The organism is Mesorhizobium oxytropidicola, assembly GCF_056174625.1.
On the sequence record NZ_CM149692.1, the window covers coordinates 2,530,166 to 2,548,047 of the forward strand.

At 63.3% G+C, this 17,882-nt stretch carries 22 protein-coding genes; 6 read left to right on the forward strand and 16 right to left on the reverse strand.

The window, feature by feature from the left end; translation table 11 throughout:
• Positions 1–140: 140 nt before the first annotated feature.
• The gene (ychF, locus tag AC0V8S_RS12505; protein WP_183462456.1) at positions 141–1,244 is read right to left on the reverse strand and encodes a redox-regulated ATPase YchF; all 1,104 of its coding nucleotides are present in this window, start codon (positions 1,242–1,244) and stop codon (positions 141–143) included.
• Between the two features lie 119 nt (positions 1,245–1,363).
• Positions 1,364–2,116, reverse strand: a complete 753-nt coding sequence (locus AC0V8S_RS12510; protein WP_475437846.1) for a tetratricopeptide repeat protein — start codon at positions 2,114–2,116, stop codon at positions 1,364–1,366.
• 179 nt (positions 2,117–2,295) lie between these two features.
• Between AC0V8S_RS12510 and AC0V8S_RS12515 the strand changes: the two genes are divergently transcribed.
• Positions 2,296–2,571 carry a hypothetical protein gene (locus tag AC0V8S_RS12515; protein WP_095201897.1) on the forward strand — a complete coding sequence of 92 codons (276 nt, stop codon included), beginning with the start codon at positions 2,296–2,298 and terminating at the stop codon, positions 2,569–2,571.
• 47 nt (positions 2,572–2,618) lie between these two features.
• Here the strand turns inward: AC0V8S_RS12515 and pth are convergent, their stop codons facing one another.
• From pth to AC0V8S_RS12535, 4 genes are all read right to left on the reverse strand, one after another.
• Positions 2,619–3,338: an aminoacyl-tRNA hydrolase gene (gene pth / locus AC0V8S_RS12520; protein WP_475437847.1), complete on the reverse strand. Its 720-nt coding sequence runs from the start codon at positions 3,336–3,338 to the stop codon at positions 2,619–2,621.
• 23 nt (positions 3,339–3,361) lie between these two features.
• Positions 3,362–4,003 carry a 50S ribosomal protein L25/general stress protein Ctc gene (locus tag AC0V8S_RS12525; RefSeq protein WP_096449327.1) on the reverse strand — a complete coding sequence of 214 codons (642 nt, stop codon included), beginning with the start codon at positions 4,001–4,003 and terminating at the stop codon, positions 3,362–3,364.
• A 353-nt stretch (positions 4,004–4,356) separates the two neighbouring features.
• Positions 4,357–5,160, reverse strand: a complete 804-nt coding sequence (locus AC0V8S_RS12530; protein WP_475438611.1) for an alpha/beta fold hydrolase — start codon at positions 5,158–5,160, stop codon at positions 4,357–4,359.
• A gap of 257 nt (positions 5,161–5,417) precedes the next feature.
• Positions 5,418–5,846, reverse strand: coding sequence for a MarR family winged helix-turn-helix transcriptional regulator (locus tag AC0V8S_RS12535; RefSeq protein ID WP_183462451.1), 429 nt, complete (start codon positions 5,844–5,846; stop codon positions 5,418–5,420).
• A gap of 148 nt (positions 5,847–5,994) precedes the next feature.
• Here AC0V8S_RS12535 and AC0V8S_RS12540 point away from each other — a divergent pair, with 148 nt between their 5' ends.
• On the forward strand, positions 5,995–6,852 hold the full coding sequence (locus tag AC0V8S_RS12540) for an alpha/beta fold hydrolase (RefSeq protein ID WP_095201889.1): 858 nt from the start codon (positions 5,995–5,997) through the stop codon (positions 6,850–6,852).
• Between the two features lie 74 nt (positions 6,853–6,926).
• On the opposite strand, the gene AC0V8S_RS12545 is transcribed toward AC0V8S_RS12540, so the two are convergent.
• The gene (locus tag AC0V8S_RS12545; RefSeq protein WP_475437848.1) at positions 6,927–8,168 is read right to left on the reverse strand and encodes an MFS transporter; all 1,242 of its coding nucleotides are present in this window, start codon (positions 8,166–8,168) and stop codon (positions 6,927–6,929) included.
• A gap of 152 nt (positions 8,169–8,320) precedes the next feature.
• Here AC0V8S_RS12545 and AC0V8S_RS12550 point away from each other — a divergent pair, with 152 nt between their 5' ends.
• Positions 8,321–9,199: an AraC family transcriptional regulator gene (locus AC0V8S_RS12550; protein WP_475437849.1), complete on the forward strand. Its 879-nt coding sequence runs from the start codon at positions 8,321–8,323 to the stop codon at positions 9,197–9,199.
• 46 nt (positions 9,200–9,245) lie between these two features.
• Here the strand turns inward: AC0V8S_RS12550 and AC0V8S_RS12555 are convergent, their stop codons facing one another.
• The 9 genes from AC0V8S_RS12555 to AC0V8S_RS12595 form a co-directional block, all read right to left on the reverse strand.
• Positions 9,246–10,181, reverse strand: coding sequence for a ribose-phosphate pyrophosphokinase (locus AC0V8S_RS12555; protein ID WP_019860650.1), 936 nt, complete (start codon positions 10,179–10,181; stop codon positions 9,246–9,248).
• Positions 10,182–10,420: 239 nt separating this feature from the next.
• Positions 10,421–11,050 carry a hypothetical protein gene (locus tag AC0V8S_RS12560; RefSeq protein ID WP_475437850.1) on the reverse strand — a complete coding sequence of 210 codons (630 nt, stop codon included), beginning with the start codon at positions 11,048–11,050 and terminating at the stop codon, positions 10,421–10,423.
• A gap of 43 nt (positions 11,051–11,093) precedes the next feature.
• The gene (locus AC0V8S_RS12565; RefSeq protein WP_056578952.1) at positions 11,094–12,245 is read right to left on the reverse strand and encodes a M24 family metallopeptidase; all 1,152 of its coding nucleotides are present in this window, start codon (positions 12,243–12,245) and stop codon (positions 11,094–11,096) included.
• Entirely contained in the window at positions 12,245–13,039 is a 795-nt protein-coding gene (pgeF, locus tag AC0V8S_RS12570; protein WP_475437851.1) for a peptidoglycan editing factor PgeF, read from the reverse strand. Before pgeF ends, AC0V8S_RS12565 begins: the two co-directional genes overlap by 1 nt.
• Before the next feature lie 116 nt (positions 13,040–13,155).
• Positions 13,156–14,241 (reverse strand): class I SAM-dependent methyltransferase, encoded by a 1,086-nt coding sequence (locus AC0V8S_RS12575; RefSeq protein WP_475437852.1) that lies wholly within the window; start codon positions 14,239–14,241, stop codon positions 13,156–13,158.
• Complete coding sequence (gene lgt / locus AC0V8S_RS12580; RefSeq protein ID WP_475437853.1) at positions 14,238–15,131, reverse strand: prolipoprotein diacylglyceryl transferase; 894 nt, start codon at positions 15,129–15,131, stop codon at positions 14,238–14,240. The genes AC0V8S_RS12575 and lgt overlap by 4 nt, the downstream gene beginning before the upstream one ends.
• Before the next feature lie 132 nt (positions 15,132–15,263).
• The gene (locus AC0V8S_RS12585; RefSeq protein WP_183462437.1) at positions 15,264–15,497 is read right to left on the reverse strand and encodes a BrnA antitoxin family protein; all 234 of its coding nucleotides are present in this window, start codon (positions 15,495–15,497) and stop codon (positions 15,264–15,266) included.
• 154 nt (positions 15,498–15,651) lie between these two features.
• The gene (locus AC0V8S_RS12590) at positions 15,652–15,954 is read right to left on the reverse strand and encodes a type II toxin-antitoxin system RelE/ParE family toxin (RefSeq protein WP_183462435.1); all 303 of its coding nucleotides are present in this window, start codon (positions 15,952–15,954) and stop codon (positions 15,652–15,654) included.
• Positions 15,951–16,211, reverse strand: coding sequence for a type II toxin-antitoxin system ParD family antitoxin (locus AC0V8S_RS12595; RefSeq protein WP_183465020.1), 261 nt, complete (start codon positions 16,209–16,211; stop codon positions 15,951–15,953). The genes AC0V8S_RS12590 and AC0V8S_RS12595 overlap by 4 nt, the downstream gene beginning before the upstream one ends.
• Before the next feature lie 156 nt (positions 16,212–16,367).
• Here AC0V8S_RS12595 and AC0V8S_RS12600 point away from each other — a divergent pair, with 156 nt between their 5' ends.
• From AC0V8S_RS12600 to AC0V8S_RS12610, 3 genes are all read left to right on the forward strand, one after another.
• Complete coding sequence (locus AC0V8S_RS12600) at positions 16,368–16,670, forward strand: accessory factor UbiK family protein (RefSeq protein WP_475437854.1); 303 nt, start codon at positions 16,368–16,370, stop codon at positions 16,668–16,670.
• 338 nt (positions 16,671–17,008) lie between these two features.
• Positions 17,009–17,509, forward strand: a complete 501-nt coding sequence (locus AC0V8S_RS12605) for a type III secretion system chaperone family protein (protein WP_027030631.1) — start codon at positions 17,009–17,011, stop codon at positions 17,507–17,509.
• An 11-nt stretch (positions 17,510–17,520) separates the two neighbouring features.
• Complete coding sequence (locus AC0V8S_RS12610) at positions 17,521–17,880, forward strand: tRNA-binding protein (RefSeq protein WP_183462433.1); 360 nt, start codon at positions 17,521–17,523, stop codon at positions 17,878–17,880.
• Positions 17,881–17,882: the final 2 nt, after the last annotated feature.

Here is a 17,882-nt window from a genome sequence, read left to right on the forward strand (position 1 = left end):
GTAGCTTCCCTCGCGACAAGACAGTGCCCGAACAGGGTAAATGCGCCATTAAGAAATGGAATAGGAATTTGTTCGCATGATGGAATTTGGGTATGGGCACACAGTGAATTCAAACACTCAGCTTGAATCTACTGCTGCCACTAGGTGTTGAACTTGAACAGCAGGACGTCGCCGTCCTGGACGACATATTCCTTGCCTTCGTCGCGCGCCTTGCCGGCTTCCTTGGCCGCCACTTCGCCGCCCAGCGTGATGTAGTCGTTATAGGCGATGGTCTGGGCGCGGATGAAGCCGCGTTCGAAATCGGTGTGGATGACGCCCGCGGCCTGCGGGGCCTTGTCACCCTTGTGGATGGTCCAGGCGCGCGTTTCCTTCGGGCCGGCGGTGAAATAGGTGATGAGGTGCAAGAGATCGTAGCCGGCGCGGATGACCTTGTTCAGGCCGGGCTCGTCGAGCCCGAGCGAGGACAGGAATTCCATCTCTTCTTCGTCCGAGAGCTGGGCGACCTCAGCCTCGATCGCGGCCGAGATCACCACGGTGCCGGCGCCTTGCGCGCTGGCCATCTTTTCCACGGCCCTGGTGTGCTCGTTGCCGGTGGCGGCATCGGCCTCGGCGACGTTGCAGACATAGAGCACCGGGTGCGAGGTCAGAAGGTTCAGCCCCTGCAGGATGCGCAAATCCTCGGCCGAGATGCCCTTGAGCAGGATGCGGGTTGGCTTGCCGGCCTGTAGTAGCTCGAGTGCTGCCTCCATCATCGGCAGCACGGTCGTTGCTTCCTTGTCCTTGCTGCCGGCGCGCTTGCGGATCTGCACGATGCGGCGTTCCAGGCTGTCGAGGTCGGCGAGCATCAGCTCGGTCTCGACCGTCTCGGCGTCGGCGACGGGGTCGATGCGACCCTCGACATGGGTGATGTCGTCATCCTCGAAGCAGCGCAGCACATGCACGATGGCGTCGACCTCGCGGATGTTGGCGAGGAACTGGTTGCCCAGGCCTTCGCCCTTGGAGGCGCCGCGCACCAGGCCGGCAATGTCGACGAAGGAGATGCGGGTCGGGATGATCTCCTTCGACTTGGCGATCGAGGCGATCTTCTGCAGGCGCGGATCGGGCACCGCCACCTCGCCGGTGTTCGGTTCGATGGTGCAGAACGGATAGTTGGCGGCCTGCGCCGCCGCCGTCCTGGTCAACGCGTTGAAGAGCGTCGACTTGCCGACGTTGGGCAAGCCAACGATGCCGCATTTGAAACCCATTGTGTCCAGTCCTATCGGGAAAAGCGAAATTTGATGAGGGCTATGGGCGATAGGGGTGATCAACGTCAAGCCCCCAGCGGGAATGGGCGGCCTGGCCGAGGCGAACCTATGGCCGGCGTTCAGCCTGCCAGGTCTCGCAGTCTGGCGAGCCGGCGGGCCTCCTGGCTGACAAAGGCGGGATCGTCCCCGAGAACGGCGAGGGCGCGCCGAGCGCTCGAGCGCGCGCGGTTCATGTCGCCCAGTCCGGCGTGGCACTCGGCCAGCTCCTCGTGAATGTATGGCGCCTGATCGCCGTCGACTTCCGCCGCCCTGGCCACCTCTTCGGCAAGCCGTCGGGCCTCTTCGAGGCGGCCGAGCGCGCGCAGCGTCCTGACGAGCGCGTAACGGGCGATGCGCAGCTCCCGGGCCTGGCCGCGCGACTGCCGCACCCCCACCGCCTGCTCGAAGACAGGCAATGCATCCTCGAACCGGCCGGCGTCGAAATAGGACCAGCCGAGATTGGTGAGCAGGGGGCCGCGCCATGGCTCTGCCTGCGGATGTTCGCCGACATAGGCAAGGCCTATCGCGGTCCATTCGACGGCGTCGTCGGGTGTTCCGACGATGGCGAGCATGTGGGCGGCATCGGCCGCCAGAATATGCGCGCGTGCCTCTCGTGCCAGCCGCCATGCCTCCTCAAACAGCGGCCGCGCGAGATCCCGCTGTCCTGCCGAATTGTACAGCCGGCCACGCTCGATCGCGCATGTCGCACGCCGAGCGGGATCGTTGCCGGCAAGAAGCGTGGCCCGGTCGATCAGCTGATGAGCCGTCCCGAAATCGCCGGCCAGCCCCAGTTGCCTGGCCTCCCCGGTCAGATTCGAAACATCATCCGCCATGCCGGTCTCGCTGCTACCGATCTTGCCAGTACGCGCCAGTGCTAGCGTGGGACGTCGCCTGCCGGCAAGGCGGGCCGGCGCCGGGCACCGATCACGCGTTCGTAAATACGGCGTGATGCTGGCGCGGGCTAATTTAGCGATGTCGCGTGACGACAGTTCCACAGAGAGGGAGTTCTGAAATGACCGAATTCAAGCTTTCCCGTCGTGACAGTCTGCGCAATATCGCCATGCTCGGCATGGCTGGGGCGGCCGTTGCCACCAGCGCAACGGTTCTTGCAACCAGCGCCGAAGCAGCCCAACCGCACATGAACAAGGCGCTGAATGATCTCCAGGCCGCGCTCAACCAGCTTCAGGCGGCCTTGCCGGACAAGGGCGGTCATCGCGTCAAGGCGATCGCGCTGGTGAAGGATGCCATCGATGAGACGACCAAGGGCATGGCCGTCGGCGCAATGTAGTTCTGCACGGTCGGCGCTGCCCGTATGGTGAGGCGGCGCCGGTCGCTTCAGTCTTTACCGAACAGTTTTTTCAGCATCGCCGCCATCGGGCCGGTCTCAGGCAGTTTGGCGGGCGCCTGCTGCGGGCGCGCCTGGCGGATGTGGCTCTGCTGTTTTGGGGCTTGCTTCTGCGCCGGCTTTTCCGGCTCGGGTGCGGCCTTGCCCTCGACGGCAAGGGCTGCCTTGTTCATGAAGCCGGATTCGTCGCCCTTGACGATCATGGCGGCATTGTCGGCGATCGCATCGAGCAAGGGATCGAGCCATTCGCGGTCGGCCTTGGCGAAATCGCCGAGCACATGGTGCTGGACCATTTCCTTGACGCCGGGATGGCCGACGCCGATGCGCACGCGGCGATAGGCGTTGCCGACATGGCCGTCGATCGAGCGGATGCCGTTATGGCCGCCGGCGCCGCCGCCGGTCTTGATGCGCAGCTTGCCTTCGGCAAGATCGATCTCGTCATAGAAGACGGTGAGCGCGGAAAGTTCGAGCTTGTAGAAGCGCAGCGCTTCGCCGACCGATTGGCCGGACAGGTTCATGAAGGTCTGTGGCTTGATCAGGACGATCTTCTCGCCGCCGAGCGTGCCTTCTGAAATCAGGCCCTGGAATTTCTTCGACCAGGGCGAAAAGGAATGGCGGCGGGCGATAGCGTCCGCCGCCATGAAACCGACATTGTGCCGGTTGCCAGCGTATTTCGCGCCCGGATTGCCGAGGCCTGCAAAGACAAGCATCGTCTGCTCCGGGCGGGAAAGAGTTACTTCTCTTCGGCGGCAGGAGCCGCTTCAGGTGCAGCCGCTTCGACCGTCTCTTCAGCCTCCGGCTTCATCGCCGACGAACCGGCAATGGTCGCGATGGTGAAGTCGCGATCGGAGATGACCGGCTTGACGCCGGCCGGCAGCTTGACCGCCGAGATGTGGATCGAATCGCCGATGTTGGTGCCGGTGAGATCGATGGTGATGAATTCCGGGATCGCATTGGCCGGGCAGTGGAACTCGACTTCGTGACGCACGATGTTGAGCACGCCGCCGCGCTTGATGCCGGGCGACTTGTCCTCATTGATGAAGTGGACAGGCACGTCGACATTGACTTCGGTGTCCTTGCCGATGCGCAGGAAGTCGACATGGACAGGGAAATCCTTGACCGGGTCGAGCTGGAAGTCCTTCGGCAGGACCTGGATCTTCTTGCCGTCGACATCGATCGTGGCGATCGTGGTCAGGAACCCGCCGCCATGGATCTTGTAGTAGATGTCCTTGTAGGTGAGAGCGATTGCCAGGGGAGGCTGCTTGTCACCATAGATTACTGCAGGCACTTTACCGTTGCGGCGAACTGCACGGGCGGACCCCTTACCGACCTGTTCGCGCGCTTCGGCCTTGAGCTCGTAAGTATCGTGGCTCATGGCTTTTCCTTTCGCGTGTTATGGAGCGTTTGCGGCAGGCAATGTGCCCAAGCCGTAAACGTCGAAAGCCGCCAGACCTGGAGGTCCGAATGAGGGCACCCGCTTTGAGACGGAGCTTTGTTCGGGATCACAAGGGAAGGCAGCCTTCCGCCGCGTTGCCTCCAAGGGTGTCTACGCGGGTGGCGGCTCTATAGCGGAAGGCGGCCGGAGGTGCAAGCCGGAGGCTGGAGGCGCCTGCGGGCACCTCGTGCGGTTCAGCATTCCCGGCTAGCCGGTCGGCTTGGGATTGCAACATTTCAAACGGGCCGGTCGCCGAAGCGATTGAACTTCATACCGCCCCGGGACCAACCTCGCTAGCTGAGCTGCCCAGCGGCTTCCGAGATGAGCTGGGTGATCTCACGCGGGTGAGAGATCAGCGACAAATGACTTGCCTTCACCTCGATGGTCTTGGCGTTCATGCGTTTGGCCATGAAGCGCTCGAGATCCGGGTTGATGGTGCGGTCCTCGGTCGAGACGGCATACCAGCTCGGCTTTGAGCGCCAGGCCGCCTGGGTTGTCTTTCCGGAGAAAAGCTGATCCGAGATCGGCCCCTGGACGGCATAGAGGATGCGCGCCTTCTCGCGAGGAATACCACCGGCGAAATCCCGCAGGAAAGCCTCCTCGCCGAGCTTGCCATAGCCCGCGGACCAGACAAGGCCCGCCGAGGCGGGCGGCGGCGCGAAGGTCTTGGCGAGCGCCGTGTAGTCTTCGCCGGCATCGGGCGCGCGCGCCGCGACATAGACGAGCGAGGACACTTTTGGATCCGCCCCTGCCTCGCTGACGATCATGCCGGCAAAGGAGTGTCCGACAAGTATCGTCGGTCCATCCTGGAGAGCGATCGCACGGCGCGTTGCCTCGACGCCCGCCTCCAGCGTGGTCAGCGGGTGCTGGACGACGGTTGCATTGAAGCCGGCCTGCTGCAACAGGCCAACCACCTCCGACCAGCACGAGCCATCGGCATAAGCGCCATGGACGAGGACGACGTTGCGAACCCTGGGGCGAACCTCGGGGCGAAGCTTGGGGCTCGTCTGGGCTTGCGCCTTGGCGGAGCCGGCCAGCATGCTCGTCGCCACCCCGGCGACGAGCGCGGTGGAAAAAGAACGCCTATTCAACATGATCGTGGAATCCTTGAGAGGTTGGCAGATCGCGCCGGGATTTCGGCCGGGACGCGCCGCAAGTGCTTTACCCGACGCCTATGTCCAGTCTTCGCAAGCTACCGAGCGTGCGTTACAGCCGTCACCGCTTCGTGATCGCAGGCCTTCGGCCGGGCTGGCGTCTGTCGCGGCCGGTCGATGGCTCCAGGCGCCTTCTCAGAGCGCTTTCCAGGCGTCTGGGGGTTTCGGGAGAAAAGCTAGTTACGGCTGGATCGAAATGGCTAGCGGTCGCCACCCAGCGCATCCCGCAGCGCCTGGATTTGTCGGTTCAGCGCATCAAGTTGCGCCAGCGTCATGCCGGAGCGTTCGATCAAGGTCTCGTTCAGGCAATTGCACTGGACAAGCAACGCGCGCCCGGCGACTGTCAGGTCGACCTGCACTTGGCGCTCGTCGGTATGGCTGCGCTGGCGGGTCACAAGGCCGGCCTGTTCCATGCGCTTGACCAGTGGTGTGATGGTGCTCGATTCCAAAGCGAGCCGGTGGGCGATCGAGCCGACCGACATGCCGTCGGCCTCGGCAAGCGCGTTGAGCACGAGATATTGCGGATAGGTGATCCCCATCTCGTCAAGCATCGGCTTATAGGTGCGATTGATCGCCATTGAGGTGGCGTAGAGCGTGAAACAGAGCTGGTTGTCCAACGGGAGAGGCACGACGCGTTCCTTTTGCCGACGTAGGAAATTCGGTACCACGAAAAATGATATCGCGATACATATTTTTTGTAGACAAGGGTTCAGGGCTGCGCTAGCAATATCCATATCGCGATATTGTTTACCGCGACAACAATCAAAGGAGATTGAGATGGCTTCGCAGACGAAATCCGGTTCCGGCAGCGGCACGATCACCACCAAGGACGGCACGCAGATTTTCTACAAGGACTGGGGAACCGGTCAGCCCATCGTCTTCCATCATGGCTGGCCGCTGAGCAGCGACGACTGGGATGCCCAGATGCTGTTCTTCCTGGCACAGGGCTACCGCGTCATTGCCCATGACCGGCGCGGCCATGGCCGCTCGACCCAGACGGATATCGGTAACGAGATGGACACCTATGCGGCCGATGTGGCTGAACTCGCGGCGCATCTCGACCTCAAGAATGCCATCCATGTCGGCCATTCGACCGGCGGCGGCGAGGTGGCGCGCTATGTCGCCAAGTACGGCTCGGGCGGCCGCGTCGCCAAGGCGGTGCTGATTGGCGCTGTGCCGCCGATCATGCTCAAGACGGCTGCCAATCCCGGCGGCCTGCCGATCGAGGTGTTCGATGGCTTCCGCGCTGCCCAGGCAGCCAATCGCGCCCAGTTCTTCCGTGACGTTCCGGCCGGGCCTTTCTACGGATTCAACCGTCCGGGCGCCGAAGTCTCGCAAGGGGTCATCGACAATTGGTGGCGCCAGGGCATGATGGGCGGCACCAAGGCGCATTATGATTGCATCAAGGCTTTCTCGGAAACCGACTTCACCGAGGATTTGAAGGCAATCGACGTGCCGGTGCTGGTCATGCATGGCGACGACGACCAGATCGTTCCGATCGCCGACTCGGCGTTGTTGTCGATCAAGCTGCTCAAGAAGGGCGAGCTCAAGGTCTACAAGGGTTTCCCGCACGGTATGGCGACAACCCATGCGGATGTCATCAACGCCGACCTTTTGGCCTTCTTCAAGGCATAGGCCTTCCGCAGGATAGGCAAGGCACCCGCCCATCCGGGCGGGTGCCTTTTCATGTGAATTCCGATCCGCCGGGTTTAGGCCGCGGCCTGCGCCTTCCTCGCTTCCTTCATGTTGGGCAGGAACACGGTGAGCAGGCCAAGCAGCGGCAGATACGAGCAGACCTGGAAGACGAAATCGATGCCCTTCATGTCGGCGACGACGCCGAGCACGGCGGCCGCGATGCCGCCCATGCCGAAGGCGAAGCCGAAGAAGATGCCGGCGATCATGCCGACGCGGCCCGGCACCAGTTCCTGCGCGAAGACGACGATGTTGGAGAAGGCCGAGGACAGGATCAGCCCGATCAGCACGGTCAGTACCATCGTCCATTCCAGATTGGCGTAAGGCAGCGCCAGCGTGAAGGGCAGGACGCCGACGATCGAGAACCAGATCATCGCCTTCTGTCCGTAACGGTCGCCGAACGGACCGCCGAGCAGGATGCCCAGCGCCGAGGCGCCGAGGAACAGGAACAGCATCACCTGGCTCATCTGCACCGACACGCCGAACTTATGGATGGAGTAGAAGGTGTAGTAGCTGGCGAGGCTGGCGATGTAGGCGTTCTTGCTCAGCACCAGCAGGGTCAGCACGATCAATGCGTTCATCACCTTGCGGCGCGGGAAGGGCGAGACGAAGCGTGCCGCCTTGCGGGTGGCTTGCGCGGCGCGCAGCCGGCTGTACCAGCCGCCGACCTGCCACAGAACGACGATGCCGATCAGCGAGCCGACGGCGAACCAGGCGATGCTGGTTTGGCCGAAGGGCACGACGATGAAGGCGGCCAGCAGCGGCCCCATGGACTGGCCGAAATTGCCGCCGACCTGGAACAGCGATTGCGCCAGGCCAAACCGGCCGCCGGAGGCAAAGCGCGCAATGCGCGAGGATTCGGGATGGAAGATCGCCGAGCCGATGCCGATCAGCGAGGCGCCGATCAGCAGCAGATAGTAGTGGCCGGCATAGGCCAGCACGACCAGGCCGATCAGCGAAGAGGCCATGCCATAAGGCAGCGAATAGGGCATCGGCCGCTTGTCGGTGACCATGCCGATCACCGGCTGTAGCAAGGACGCCGTCACCTGGAAGGTGAAGGTCAGCAGACCGATCTGCCAGAAATCGAGGCCGTAATTCTGTTTCAGCAAGGGATAGATGGCCGATAGCAGCGACTGCATGATGTCGTTGATGCAATGGCAGAAGCTCACCGCCAGGATGACGGTGAAGGCCGTCGCCTGGGCGGAAGTGTGACTGGCGCTCGCTGGTGGCGCGACGCTGGCGGCTGTCGTATCGGTCAAGGCAGGCTCCGTGGTCTTTTTGGCGGGCACGCCCGCAGGGCAAGCTGGCGGACGCTCCTGCGGCCGCCTTAGGGACGGTTGCCTTATAAGCCGCTTGCCGCGCGACTTCTTTCGTGGTTTGGTCCAATAGTTTCGCAAGTGGGCCATAGCCGATGCCACATGGCAGGGAAATCTTCCGCGCCGGCAATGCCGATCTCGGCCAATTGCACCAGAGCCGCTGGCAATGGCTGGAGGAGGTGGCAGGGCCGGCGGTGGCTTTGCCGACCGAATATCCCGACGGTTACCATGTGCCGCAACACCGCCACAGCCGCAGCCAGTTGCTGCACGCGCTGGTCGGCGTCGTGCTGGTGACGACGCGGCACGGGCGCTGGATGGTGCCGCCGGACCATGCGATGTGGATTCCGGCCGGCACCGAACATTCCGTCGAGATGCTGGGCGATGTCTCGATGCGCTCGGTCTATGTCATGCCGGGCGCGATCCCGGGGCTGCCGGAAGGCTTGCGCGTCGTCGGCGTCACCGAGTTGATGCACAGCCTGATCGTGGAATCGGAGAAACTGCCGCAAGGTGGCGAGTTGGAAGGGCGCGGCGGGTTGATCATGAAGCTGTTGCTGCATGAGATCCCGACCTTGCCGGAACGGCCACTCGGCCTGCCATTCCCGTCCGATCCGAGGCTGGCGATACTGTGCCGGCGCTTCGTCGCGGCACCTTCGCCGCATGCGACGATCGACGAATGGGCCGATGCCGCGGGCATGAGCCGGCGCTCCTTCACGCGCGCCTTCCAGCGCCAGACCGGCCTGTCGCTGTCGACATGGCGCCAGCAGGCCTGCCTGTTCGCGGCGCTGCCGCGGCTCGCCGATGGCGAGCCGATCACCAGGGTGGCGCTCGATCTTGGCTATGACAGCGTGCCGGCCTTCATCACCATGTTCAAGCGCATGCTGGGCTCCTCGCCGCGCGGTTATATGCGCGGCACGCGCGAGACGGTCGAAGGCGTTCGTCGGGCCACGCCTCGGCTCGAGGCCCCGGCGCCGTGACGCAATTCCCAAGGGAAAGCCGCGTCACACTTTTCCTGGAATCGCTCTAATCGAACAGGCTCGACACCGATTCCTCGGTTGCCGTGCGCGAAATCGCTTCGCCCATCAGGTCGGCGATCGAGATGACGCGGATGTTGGGGGCGTCGAGCACGCCTTGCGTCGGCTGGATGGAATCGGTGATCACCAGTTCCTGCAGCTTCGAGCCGCTGATGCGGGCGACCGCGCCGCCCGACAGCACGCCATGGGTGATATAGGCGGTGACGCTGGTGGCGCCATTGGCCAAGAGCGCATCGGCGGCGTTGCACAGCGTGCCGCCGGAATCGACGATATCGTCGATCAGCAGGCAATCCTTGCCGGCGACCGCGCCGATGATGTTCATCACTTCCGATTCGCCTGGACGCTCGCGGCGCTTGTCGACGATGGCGAGCTGCGCGTCGAAGCGCTTGGCCAGCGCCCGCGCCCGCACCACGCCGCCGATATCGGGCGACACCACCACGACATTGCCGAGCTGCTTGTATTTCGCCTTCACGTCGCGGGCCATTACCGGCACCGAGAACAGATTGTCGGTCGGGATGTCGAAGAAGCCCTGGATCTGGCCGGCATGCAGGTCGAGCGTCAGAACACGGTCGACGCCGGCGCGGGTGATCATGTTGGCGACCAGCTTGGCCGAGATCGGCGTGCGGCCCGACGCCCGGCGGTCCTGTCTGGCGTAGCCGAAATAGGGAATCACCGCCGTGATGCGTTTGGCCGAGGAGCGCATGAAGGCGTCGATCATGATGAGCAGTTCCATCAGGTGATCGTTGGTCGGGAACGAGGTCGACTGCAGGATGAAAACATCCTCGCCGCGCACGTTTTCCTGGATTTCGACGAAGATTTCCTGGTCGGCGAAGCGCCTGACACTGGCCTTGCCCAGCGGGATGTTGAGATAGCGGGCGACCGCTTCGGCCAGCACCCTGTTGGAATTGCCCGCGAAGAGTTTCATGCACCGTTCCTGGTGGGGGGATGGGAAGGCCTGACAGACTCTCCCGTACCTTTTAACCGGGCTTTTAGCGGCCCGCGCTGGTATTGCAAGCGCCGAGATCGGGAATCCGCCGGCTAAACTCAAGAAAGCTGTTCGGCATCACCAACTGGCAACAGTGAGCAGCGGACGTTCGCTGCTCCCTTACCTCGTTCGCGCATCGGATTTTCCCCAAAACCGTTTCCACTTTTGGGTCCGATGCCCTAGCCAGCCTTGCCGCCAAGGAATGCAGCGAACTGGTCGATGGTCTGGTCGGCGATCGCCTGCATGGTGGCGGGCGAGACCGCCTTCCAGCTGTCGGCGCCCGCGCCGGCGCCGGAATTCACGGAAGGCGCCTTCATCTGGCCGTTGATGCGGTGCAGGCGGTTGCCCGAGGGATCGTAGACGTCCCAGACATAGATGACAGTGGTGTCCTTGCCCTCCGAAATCGCCGAGAAATAGCCCTTCAGCACATGGGTCGCGGTCTGGTCGGCGCTGCCGGCAAGCGTAATTCCACGCTGCTTGGCGCGCGTCTGCAGTTCCGCAGTCAGCGGAGTGGCGGCTTCCACCGAAGCGCCGACAATCGGTGCGATCTGCAGCCGCGTCTTCGACAGGATGGCAGCGCTTTGGGCCGAGTTGAGCGGCGTGGTGGCGGTTGTGGCTCCGGCCGTGGTGGTGGCAGGCGCGGCGGGTGACGTTGCAGGAACGGTGGTCGCCGTGCTGCCCGGCGCTGCCGGCCCCGAAGTCGCCGGCGGGGTGATGGCGGAGGGTTCGAGAACGTCCTTTGCGTTGGTGCAGGAGGCAACAGCCAATGCCACAAGCAATGACACGGTCGTCACATGCGATCGTCTCATTTGCCTTCTAACTCCTTGGCGAAGAACGCCTCCCATTATGGATTCACTGTACGATCAAGTCGAGATCATGGCGGGAAAGCGGCTTCGGCTGGGATTCGGTGGTCAGGTAGGTGCGGCCAAGCGTCATTGCCGTCTCGGTCTCGGAATCCATGATGATCATGTGGGCGAACAGCGTCATGTGCGGCGCGATCGGCTCGGGGTTGCCCTGGTAGAACATCGGCATGTCCATCCAGGACGGCGTGAAACGGGCGCCGACGGAATAGCCGCAGGCGTTCAGCCGGTGCTTGGTCAGGCCGTGCGCCTCCATGGTGCGGGCATGGGCGTCGAAGACGTCGCCGAACGTATTGCCGGGCGTCATCGCCTTTTCCACCGCGAGAAGGGCGGCACGCGCGGCGTCGAACAGCTCCTGATGGCGCTTCGACACTTTGCCGGTCAGCACCGTGCGCATCATCGGCGCATGGTAGTGGTGGAAGACACCGGCCCATTCGAGCGTCAGCTGGTCGTTCTTGGTGAGCTTGCGGCGGCCGGCCTTGTAGCGGCAGAGCAGCGCATCGACGCCGGAGCCAATGATGAACTCGTTGGCCGGATAGTCGCCGCCGCCGGCAAAGACCGCGCCCTGCATGGCGGCGAGGATCAGCGCCTCGTCGCCGCCCTGCTTGATCAGCGGCAGTGCCGCGTCCAGCGCATCGTCGGAGAGGTTGGCGGCCTTCTCGGCCTTGGCGATCTCGGCAGGGCTCTTGAACAGGCGCAGCCGGCCGACGATGCCGGACGCGTCGGCGATCTGGCCGAAGGTCTGCAACTGCTCGTCCAGCCGGCGGCCATTATAGGCGGTCAGGCCGTGGGTGTCGTATTCGACGCCGATGCGGGCGCCGAGCAAGTTGAGATCGTTGAGCAAATTGCGCAGGTCGACCGCCGGGTTGGCGCCGTTGCGGTCGGTCCACAGCACGATGTTGTCGATGATCGAGGTGTGACGCGCCTGGCGCAGGTCGGCCGAGCGGGTCAAAAGCACCATCGAGCCGTCGGCCTTCACCACCAGGCACTGGAAGAAGCAGAAGCCGAACGTATCGTAGCCCGTCAGCCAGTACATGCTTTCCTGCGCGAACAGCAGGATGGCGTCGAGCTTCTTCTCGGCCATCTCGATCATCAGCCGGTCGCGCCGCGCGTCAAATTCCGATCGTTCAAAATGCAGCGCCATTATTCATTCTCCAAAACGATGGCCGAAACCTGCCGGCCGTAATCGGGCTCCTTGCGGTGCGTGGTGCGCCGGTAGGAGTAGAAAAGGTCTTCCTCGGCATAGGTGCAGCGGCCGAGGCCCTCCGCGGTCACGCCGGCCCTGGCAAGCCGGTCGACCGTGTAGCGGTTGAGGTCGAACATCGCATGGCCTGATGTGGCGGAGGGCGCGAAATAGCCGATGTTTTCGGCGTCGGCCCCGACGAAGCGGGCGACGAATTCCGGCCCGACCTCGTAATTGTCGGGGCCGATCGAGGGGCCGAGCACGGCGACGATGTTTTCGCGCCGGGCGCCCAGGCTTTCCATGGCGGCGATGGTGTTTTCGAGCACGCCGGTAAAGGCGCCTTTCCAGCCGGCATGTGCCGCGCCGATGACGCGCGCCCCGGCATCGGCAAACAGCACCGGGCCGCAGTCGGCGGTCGAGGCACCGATGGCGATGCCCGGGCGGTCGGTGACGATGGCATCGGCCTTGGGCCGTTCGCCGGCAAAGGGTTCCCTCACGACAACGACGTCGGGGGAATGGATCTGCCAGGCGGTCAGCAGATGGCTCGTCGCTACGCCCATCCAGGCGGCAACACGAGCGCGGTTTTCGGCCACCAGCGCCTTGTCGTCATCCGACCCGGTGCCGATGTTGAGGCCCTGGTAGATGCCGGTCGAGACGCCGCCGGCGCGGGTGAAATAGCCGTGGCGGATGCCTTGTGCCTGCGCCTTGTCCAGCAGCGGCGACCGAATGGGATCCGGTTTGGTCTGATTCAGCATGCGGGCGTTGTTGTCCGTGTGGGCGGTTTCGTCAAGAAAAAGTCCGGAAGCGAAGCGGCCGGCGGTTCGGCCGCTCTTTTACCGGACGGGAGATTGGGAGGGGCAGCGGTGAAAAGTCAATCCGCCGTGGCAAACGGCCGGACGGTCACACCGCGCGGCAGGACTGCGAGCACCTTGAACAGCTCGCCCATGGCTTGCGGGCCGGCGAGACGCTCGACATCGCCGGTGATCTTGTCGCGGGCCGACTGGCCGGCATCGGCGCCAAGCCGACCGGCGCGCTCGAGAATGCCCATGCCGAGCAGGAAATCGCCTTGCGTCGACAGATGGGCGTCGAGACCATGCGCGCGCACGGTCGCGGCAAGGGCGGCGAAATCGACATGCGAGGTGAGGTCGGCCTCGCCGGGATTGGCCAGCACATCTTCGTGACTGTGCCGGCGCAAGGCCTGCAGCGTGTCGCCGACACCCGGCTGCAGATGGCCATAGTCGAGGAACAGCCCGGCGCCATTGTTTCGGGCGATGCGCTCGGCGATGGCCGCCATCAGCCCGGTGCGCGCCGGCGCCACCTCGACGATCGCGCCTTGCGGCGCTTCAGCCGCATCGACGGGCAGCAGCGTCGGGTCGACCGAGCCGGCGCCGGCGAAGAAACAAAGGGTGTCCTCGTCGAGGCCGACCATGCGCTCGCGCCAGCCGATGCCGGCGCGGACGAACTGGCGGATCGGCACAGCGTCGAACAATTCGTTGCCGACGATGAGCAGCGGCTGCTGGGGCAAGGTCTCGATGGTCTCGTGCCAGCGAACCGCGAAAGGTGTCGCGCCGAGCGTCTGCTTCTGGATCTCGGTCAGGCGCGGGCTGGTCTCGATCATGGCGAAGGCGGCGCCGTTGGTCAGGTCAGGATCGAGCCGCGACAGCGTTCGCAGCATGTCCTTCATCAGCGTGCCGCGGCCAGGACCGATCTCGGCGATGGTCACCGGCATCGGCCGGCCGATCGCTGCCCATGCCTGGTAGAGCCAGACGGCGACGAGTTCGCCGAACATCTGGCTGATCTCCGGCGCGGTAATGAAGTCGCCGGCGGCGCCGAACGGCTCGCGCGTCGTGTAGTAGCCGTCCGCGGGATCGAACAGGCACATCGCCATATATTCGTTGACGGGAAGGGGCCCCAGCGCCTCGATCAGGTCGACGATGCGGGTCTTCAGCCGCGTCATGTCGCCTGCGGCTGTCCTTGCGTCACCGGCTTGGCCGTCGCCATCGCCCAGATGCCGGCCAGCACCATCGGCGTCGACAGGATCATGCCCATGGTCAGCCAGTTGGTTTGGAGGAGGTAGCCGAGTTGCTGGTCGGGCTGGCGGAAGAACTCGACGAATATGCGCGAGGCGCCATAGCCGGCGATGAAGGTGCCCGCAACGAAGCGGGGCGTCTTCAGCTTGAGCCGCGAATGGGTGAGGATGCGCAGAACGATGAACAGCACCACGCCTTCGAGCAATGCTTCGTAAAGCTGGCTCGGATGGCGAGGGTCGAGGCCTGCCGGACATTGCCCTAGCGCCTGCTGGAGGCGATCGTTGCAGAAGACGACGCCCCATGGAACATCGGTGACTCGACCCCAGAGTTCCGCGTTGATGAAGTTGGCGACGCGCACCAGACCGAGCCCAACCGGCACGCCGGCGGCCACGACATCGAACAGCGACCAGGTGCGGATGCCGCGCTTGATGGAAAACAGCGTCATGGCGAGGATGACGCCGAGCAGGCCACCATGGAACGACATACCGCCTTGCCAGACGGCGAAGATGTCGAGAGGGTGCGCGATGTAGCGCGCCAAATCGTAGAACAGCACATAACCGGTGCGGCCGCCGAGGACCACGCCGATGGCGGCCCAGACGATGAAATCGTCGAGGTCTTCCGGTTTCATCGGCAGGATGCCGTCGGGCCACAGTTTCGGGTTGGCGGCGAGCCGCTTGGCATACCACCAGGCAAACAGGATGCCGACGATGTAGCCGACGCCGTACCAGTGCACCGCCAGCGGCCCGATCTGGATGAGGATCGGGTTGATGTTGGGGAAGGGTAGCGAGGCCAGCGGCAGCAGGAAATATTCGTTCAACGGGGAGCTCTCGGTTGCGGTCGCATTCGGGCGCGGACCATGCGGCAGGGTTTTGGCAGGGTCAAGGCAACGTCGTCGCCGTCAAATGTCGCGACGAATCCACCGCGAGCCATCGCGCCGTGAATGGTGAGCTCAGCCCTTGGCGGCCACCCACTGCCGCAACGCGTCGTTGATCCTGTCCTGCCAGCCGGGACCGTCCTCCTGAAAATGATCGAGCACGGCCCGGTCGATCCGGATCGAAACAAGCTCGCGGACATTCGGGGCGGATGAGGGTTCGCGAATGGGCGCTGCCGGTTTCTTGACCGGCTTGAAGGCCGCCTCGGCGGCTGCGAACGGATTTGTCGGTCGGCGCGGGGGCGTTGCCATTTGGTGACCCTGATTGGAGACGACTCATGCTTGACGCAAGTCGCGATGGAAACGCCACAATAGGCGACTTGGCGTCATCCCGTACAGAAGGTTGCGGTCGAATTCGACGCAGACCATACCGAAGAACTTTGGCTGGTCACGCAAGGTCGCGCCGTCAATTGTCAGGGAACAAGATCGCCCCTAGGTCCATTCCACCATGCAGGATATGCAGTATTTCCACGGTGTCGGCACTGGCGCGGTAGAAAATCAGGTAGTTGCCATGGACGCGCCGGCGGATGCTTGAGGATCGATGCCGCTCAAAGAACGGATATCGCTCCGGCATGGTGCGCAACTCCACACAATCGCGGCGCAATTCCTGGATAAACGTGACGGCCCGAAATGGGCTGTCGAGCGCGATGTAGTCGCCAATGGCTTCGAGGTCTGCCTCGGCCTGATCCGTAAAGACCAGCCGCTTCACTTGGTTTTCGCTGCCATTGCCTTGTATTTGGCCTCAAGCCTGTCCAGCACTTCGTCGCCGGGCTTAACCCGGCCACCATCGGCATCGGAAATGCTTTTTGCTAGGGTTGCATCGAGGGCGGCGAGCCGCTTCTCCCGCTCTTCAACGAGGCGAACGCCCTCGCGCAGCACTTCGCTCTTCGAATTGTAGCGGCCGGTGCTCACGAGCTGGTTGACGATATCCTCGAGACGACTGCCTAAGTCTGCGCTAATGGCCATGATGGCGCTCCTGCAAAACGTCCAGGAACAATAATAGTTATTGGTCAGGCTTGCCAGTGATTTTGGCTGGTCCGACTTGATGCCGCACCAAGCCTCAACGTTCTTGCATTCGGCGCTCAGCGCCACTACGTCATTTCGAGCAAGCGAGGATTTGCCATGTCGACCGGACCGAACCGCATTCTCGATGAATTCGCCAAGCTGATGACCGACGCCGCCGGTGCCGCCCAGGGCGTGCGCCGTGAGGTCGAGACGGCCTTCAAGGGGCAGGCGGAGCGCATCCTCAATTCGATGGATGTGGTGCAGCGCGAGGAATTCGAGGCCGCGCGCGAGATGGCCGCCAAGGCCCGGGACGAGAATGCCAGGCTTGCCGCCCGCATCGAAGCGCTTGAGGTGAAGCTTGCCGAACTGGCCGGTGATGCCGCACCAGCGGCGGCGGCGAAGCCTCGCGCGAAAAAATAATCGTTAAACTTTTCCACATAGTCCGATCCTGAAAATCGCTTTGCCGTGAATCGCTTAACGGCATTGCATGAATCTTTGTGACAGCGCCTTTCCACATGCGAATGCCGCAGTGCGAAAAATTGGGCTGTTCACGCGACTCCCGATCAATAGACTGAATTTGTTGCATGATTCGAAGCAGGGTCATGCGGCCGGGCGGTGGGGTCCGGTCTGGGGTCTTTGCGTCGAGAAGTAGTCCTTAGCGCGAAGAAAGTCCTGGCCGTCCGAGTTCTAGATCAGATTGTTCGTCGTGTGTGCCCCGCGGAGCGTGAGGCGCTCCCCCTGAACACAGGAAGCATTCCATGGAACTTCTCGAACTCGAATACTCCCGCGAAATCCATCCGGTGGATGTTATCGAGCAGGTGGCCCACAACAATGACTGGTCCTTCGAACGGGCCGGCGATGACGAAATCTCGATCTCGGTCGCCGGCAGCTGGACCGACTATCACGTCTCCTTCTCCTGGATGGAGGATTTCGAGGCGCTGCATCTGGCCTGCGCCTTCGACATCAAGGTGCCGGAGACCCGCGCGCTAGAAGTGATGCGGCTGTTGTCGCTGATCAACGAGCAGATGCTGTTCGGCCATTTCGACCTCTGGGAGCAGGAAGGCGCGATCATGTTCCGCCAGTCGCTGCTTCTGGCCGGCGGGGTCGAACCCTCGAGTCAGCAGGTCGAGGTGCTTTTGTCCTCGGCGCTTGAAGCCTGCGAATGCTATTTCCAGGCTTTTCAGTTCGTCGTCTGGTCGGGAACCTCGGCCAAGGACGCGCTGGCCGGTGTGCTGTTCGAGACCTACGGCAACGCCTGAGCGGTACGTGAATGAGTGCAAGCAAAGAGCGTAAGCCCGAGATCAGTTTTGCCGATTTCGATCGTGTCGACATCCGCGCTGGCACGATCGTCGAGGCCGAACCGTTTCCGGAAGCGCGCAAGCCTGCCTTCAAGCTGAAGATCGATTTCGGACCCGACATTGGGGTGAAGAAATCATCGGCGCAGATCACCAAATACTATACGCCCGAAAGCTTGATTGGCCGGCAGGTGTTCGCCGTGGTCAATTTCCCGCCACGCCAGATCGGGCCGTTCATGTCGGAAGTGCTGACGCTCGGTTTTCCCGATGAGGAGGGCGCCGTCGTGCTGGGCGCCATCGAGCGCAAGGTGCCGGATGGCGGGCGGCTCTTCTAGGA

What these genes read in the sequence shown, in the direction of transcription:
- ychF (WP_183462456.1), bottom strand. Translation starts at nt 1,244, where the DNA reads ATGGGTTTCAAATGCGGCATCGTTGGCTTGCCCAACGTCGGCAAGTCG.
- AC0V8S_RS12510 (WP_475437846.1), bottom strand. Translation starts at nt 2,116, where the DNA reads ATGGCGGATGATGTTTCGAATCTGACCGGGGAGGCCAGGCAACTGGGG.
- AC0V8S_RS12515 (WP_095201897.1), top strand. Translation starts at nt 2,296, where the DNA reads ATGACCGAATTCAAGCTTTCCCGTCGTGACAGTCTGCGCAATATCGCC.
- pth (WP_475437847.1), bottom strand. Translation starts at nt 3,338, where the DNA reads ATGCTTGTCTTTGCAGGCCTCGGCAATCCGGGCGCGAAATACGCTGGC.
- AC0V8S_RS12525 (WP_096449327.1), bottom strand. Translation starts at nt 4,003, where the DNA reads ATGAGCCACGATACTTACGAGCTCAAGGCCGAAGCGCGCGAACAGGTC.
- AC0V8S_RS12540 (WP_095201889.1), top strand. Translation starts at nt 5,995, where the DNA reads ATGGCTTCGCAGACGAAATCCGGTTCCGGCAGCGGCACGATCACCACC.
- AC0V8S_RS12550 (WP_475437849.1), top strand. Translation starts at nt 8,321, where the DNA reads ATGCCACATGGCAGGGAAATCTTCCGCGCCGGCAATGCCGATCTCGGC.
- AC0V8S_RS12555 (WP_019860650.1), bottom strand. Translation starts at nt 10,181, where the DNA reads ATGAAACTCTTCGCGGGCAATTCCAACAGGGTGCTGGCCGAAGCGGTC.
- AC0V8S_RS12560 (WP_475437850.1), bottom strand. Translation starts at nt 11,050, where the DNA reads ATGAGACGATCGCATGTGACGACCGTGTCATTGCTTGTGGCATTGGCT.
- AC0V8S_RS12565 (WP_056578952.1), bottom strand. Translation starts at nt 12,245, where the DNA reads ATGGCGCTGCATTTTGAACGATCGGAATTTGACGCGCGGCGCGACCGG.
- pgeF (WP_475437851.1), bottom strand. Translation starts at nt 13,039, where the DNA reads ATGCTGAATCAGACCAAACCGGATCCCATTCGGTCGCCGCTGCTGGAC.
- AC0V8S_RS12575 (WP_475437852.1), bottom strand. Translation starts at nt 14,241, where the DNA reads ATGACGCGGCTGAAGACCCGCATCGTCGACCTGATCGAGGCGCTGGGG.
- AC0V8S_RS12585 (WP_183462437.1), bottom strand. Translation starts at nt 15,497, where the DNA reads ATGGCAACGCCCCCGCGCCGACCGACAAATCCGTTCGCAGCCGCCGAG.
- AC0V8S_RS12595 (WP_183465020.1), bottom strand. Translation starts at nt 16,211, where the DNA reads ATGGCCATTAGCGCAGACTTAGGCAGTCGTCTCGAGGATATCGTCAAC.
- AC0V8S_RS12600 (WP_475437854.1), top strand. Translation starts at nt 16,368, where the DNA reads ATGTCGACCGGACCGAACCGCATTCTCGATGAATTCGCCAAGCTGATG.
- AC0V8S_RS12605 (WP_027030631.1), top strand. Translation starts at nt 17,009, where the DNA reads ATGGAACTTCTCGAACTCGAATACTCCCGCGAAATCCATCCGGTGGAT.
- AC0V8S_RS12610 (WP_183462433.1), top strand. Translation starts at nt 17,521, where the DNA reads ATGAGTGCAAGCAAAGAGCGTAAGCCCGAGATCAGTTTTGCCGATTTC.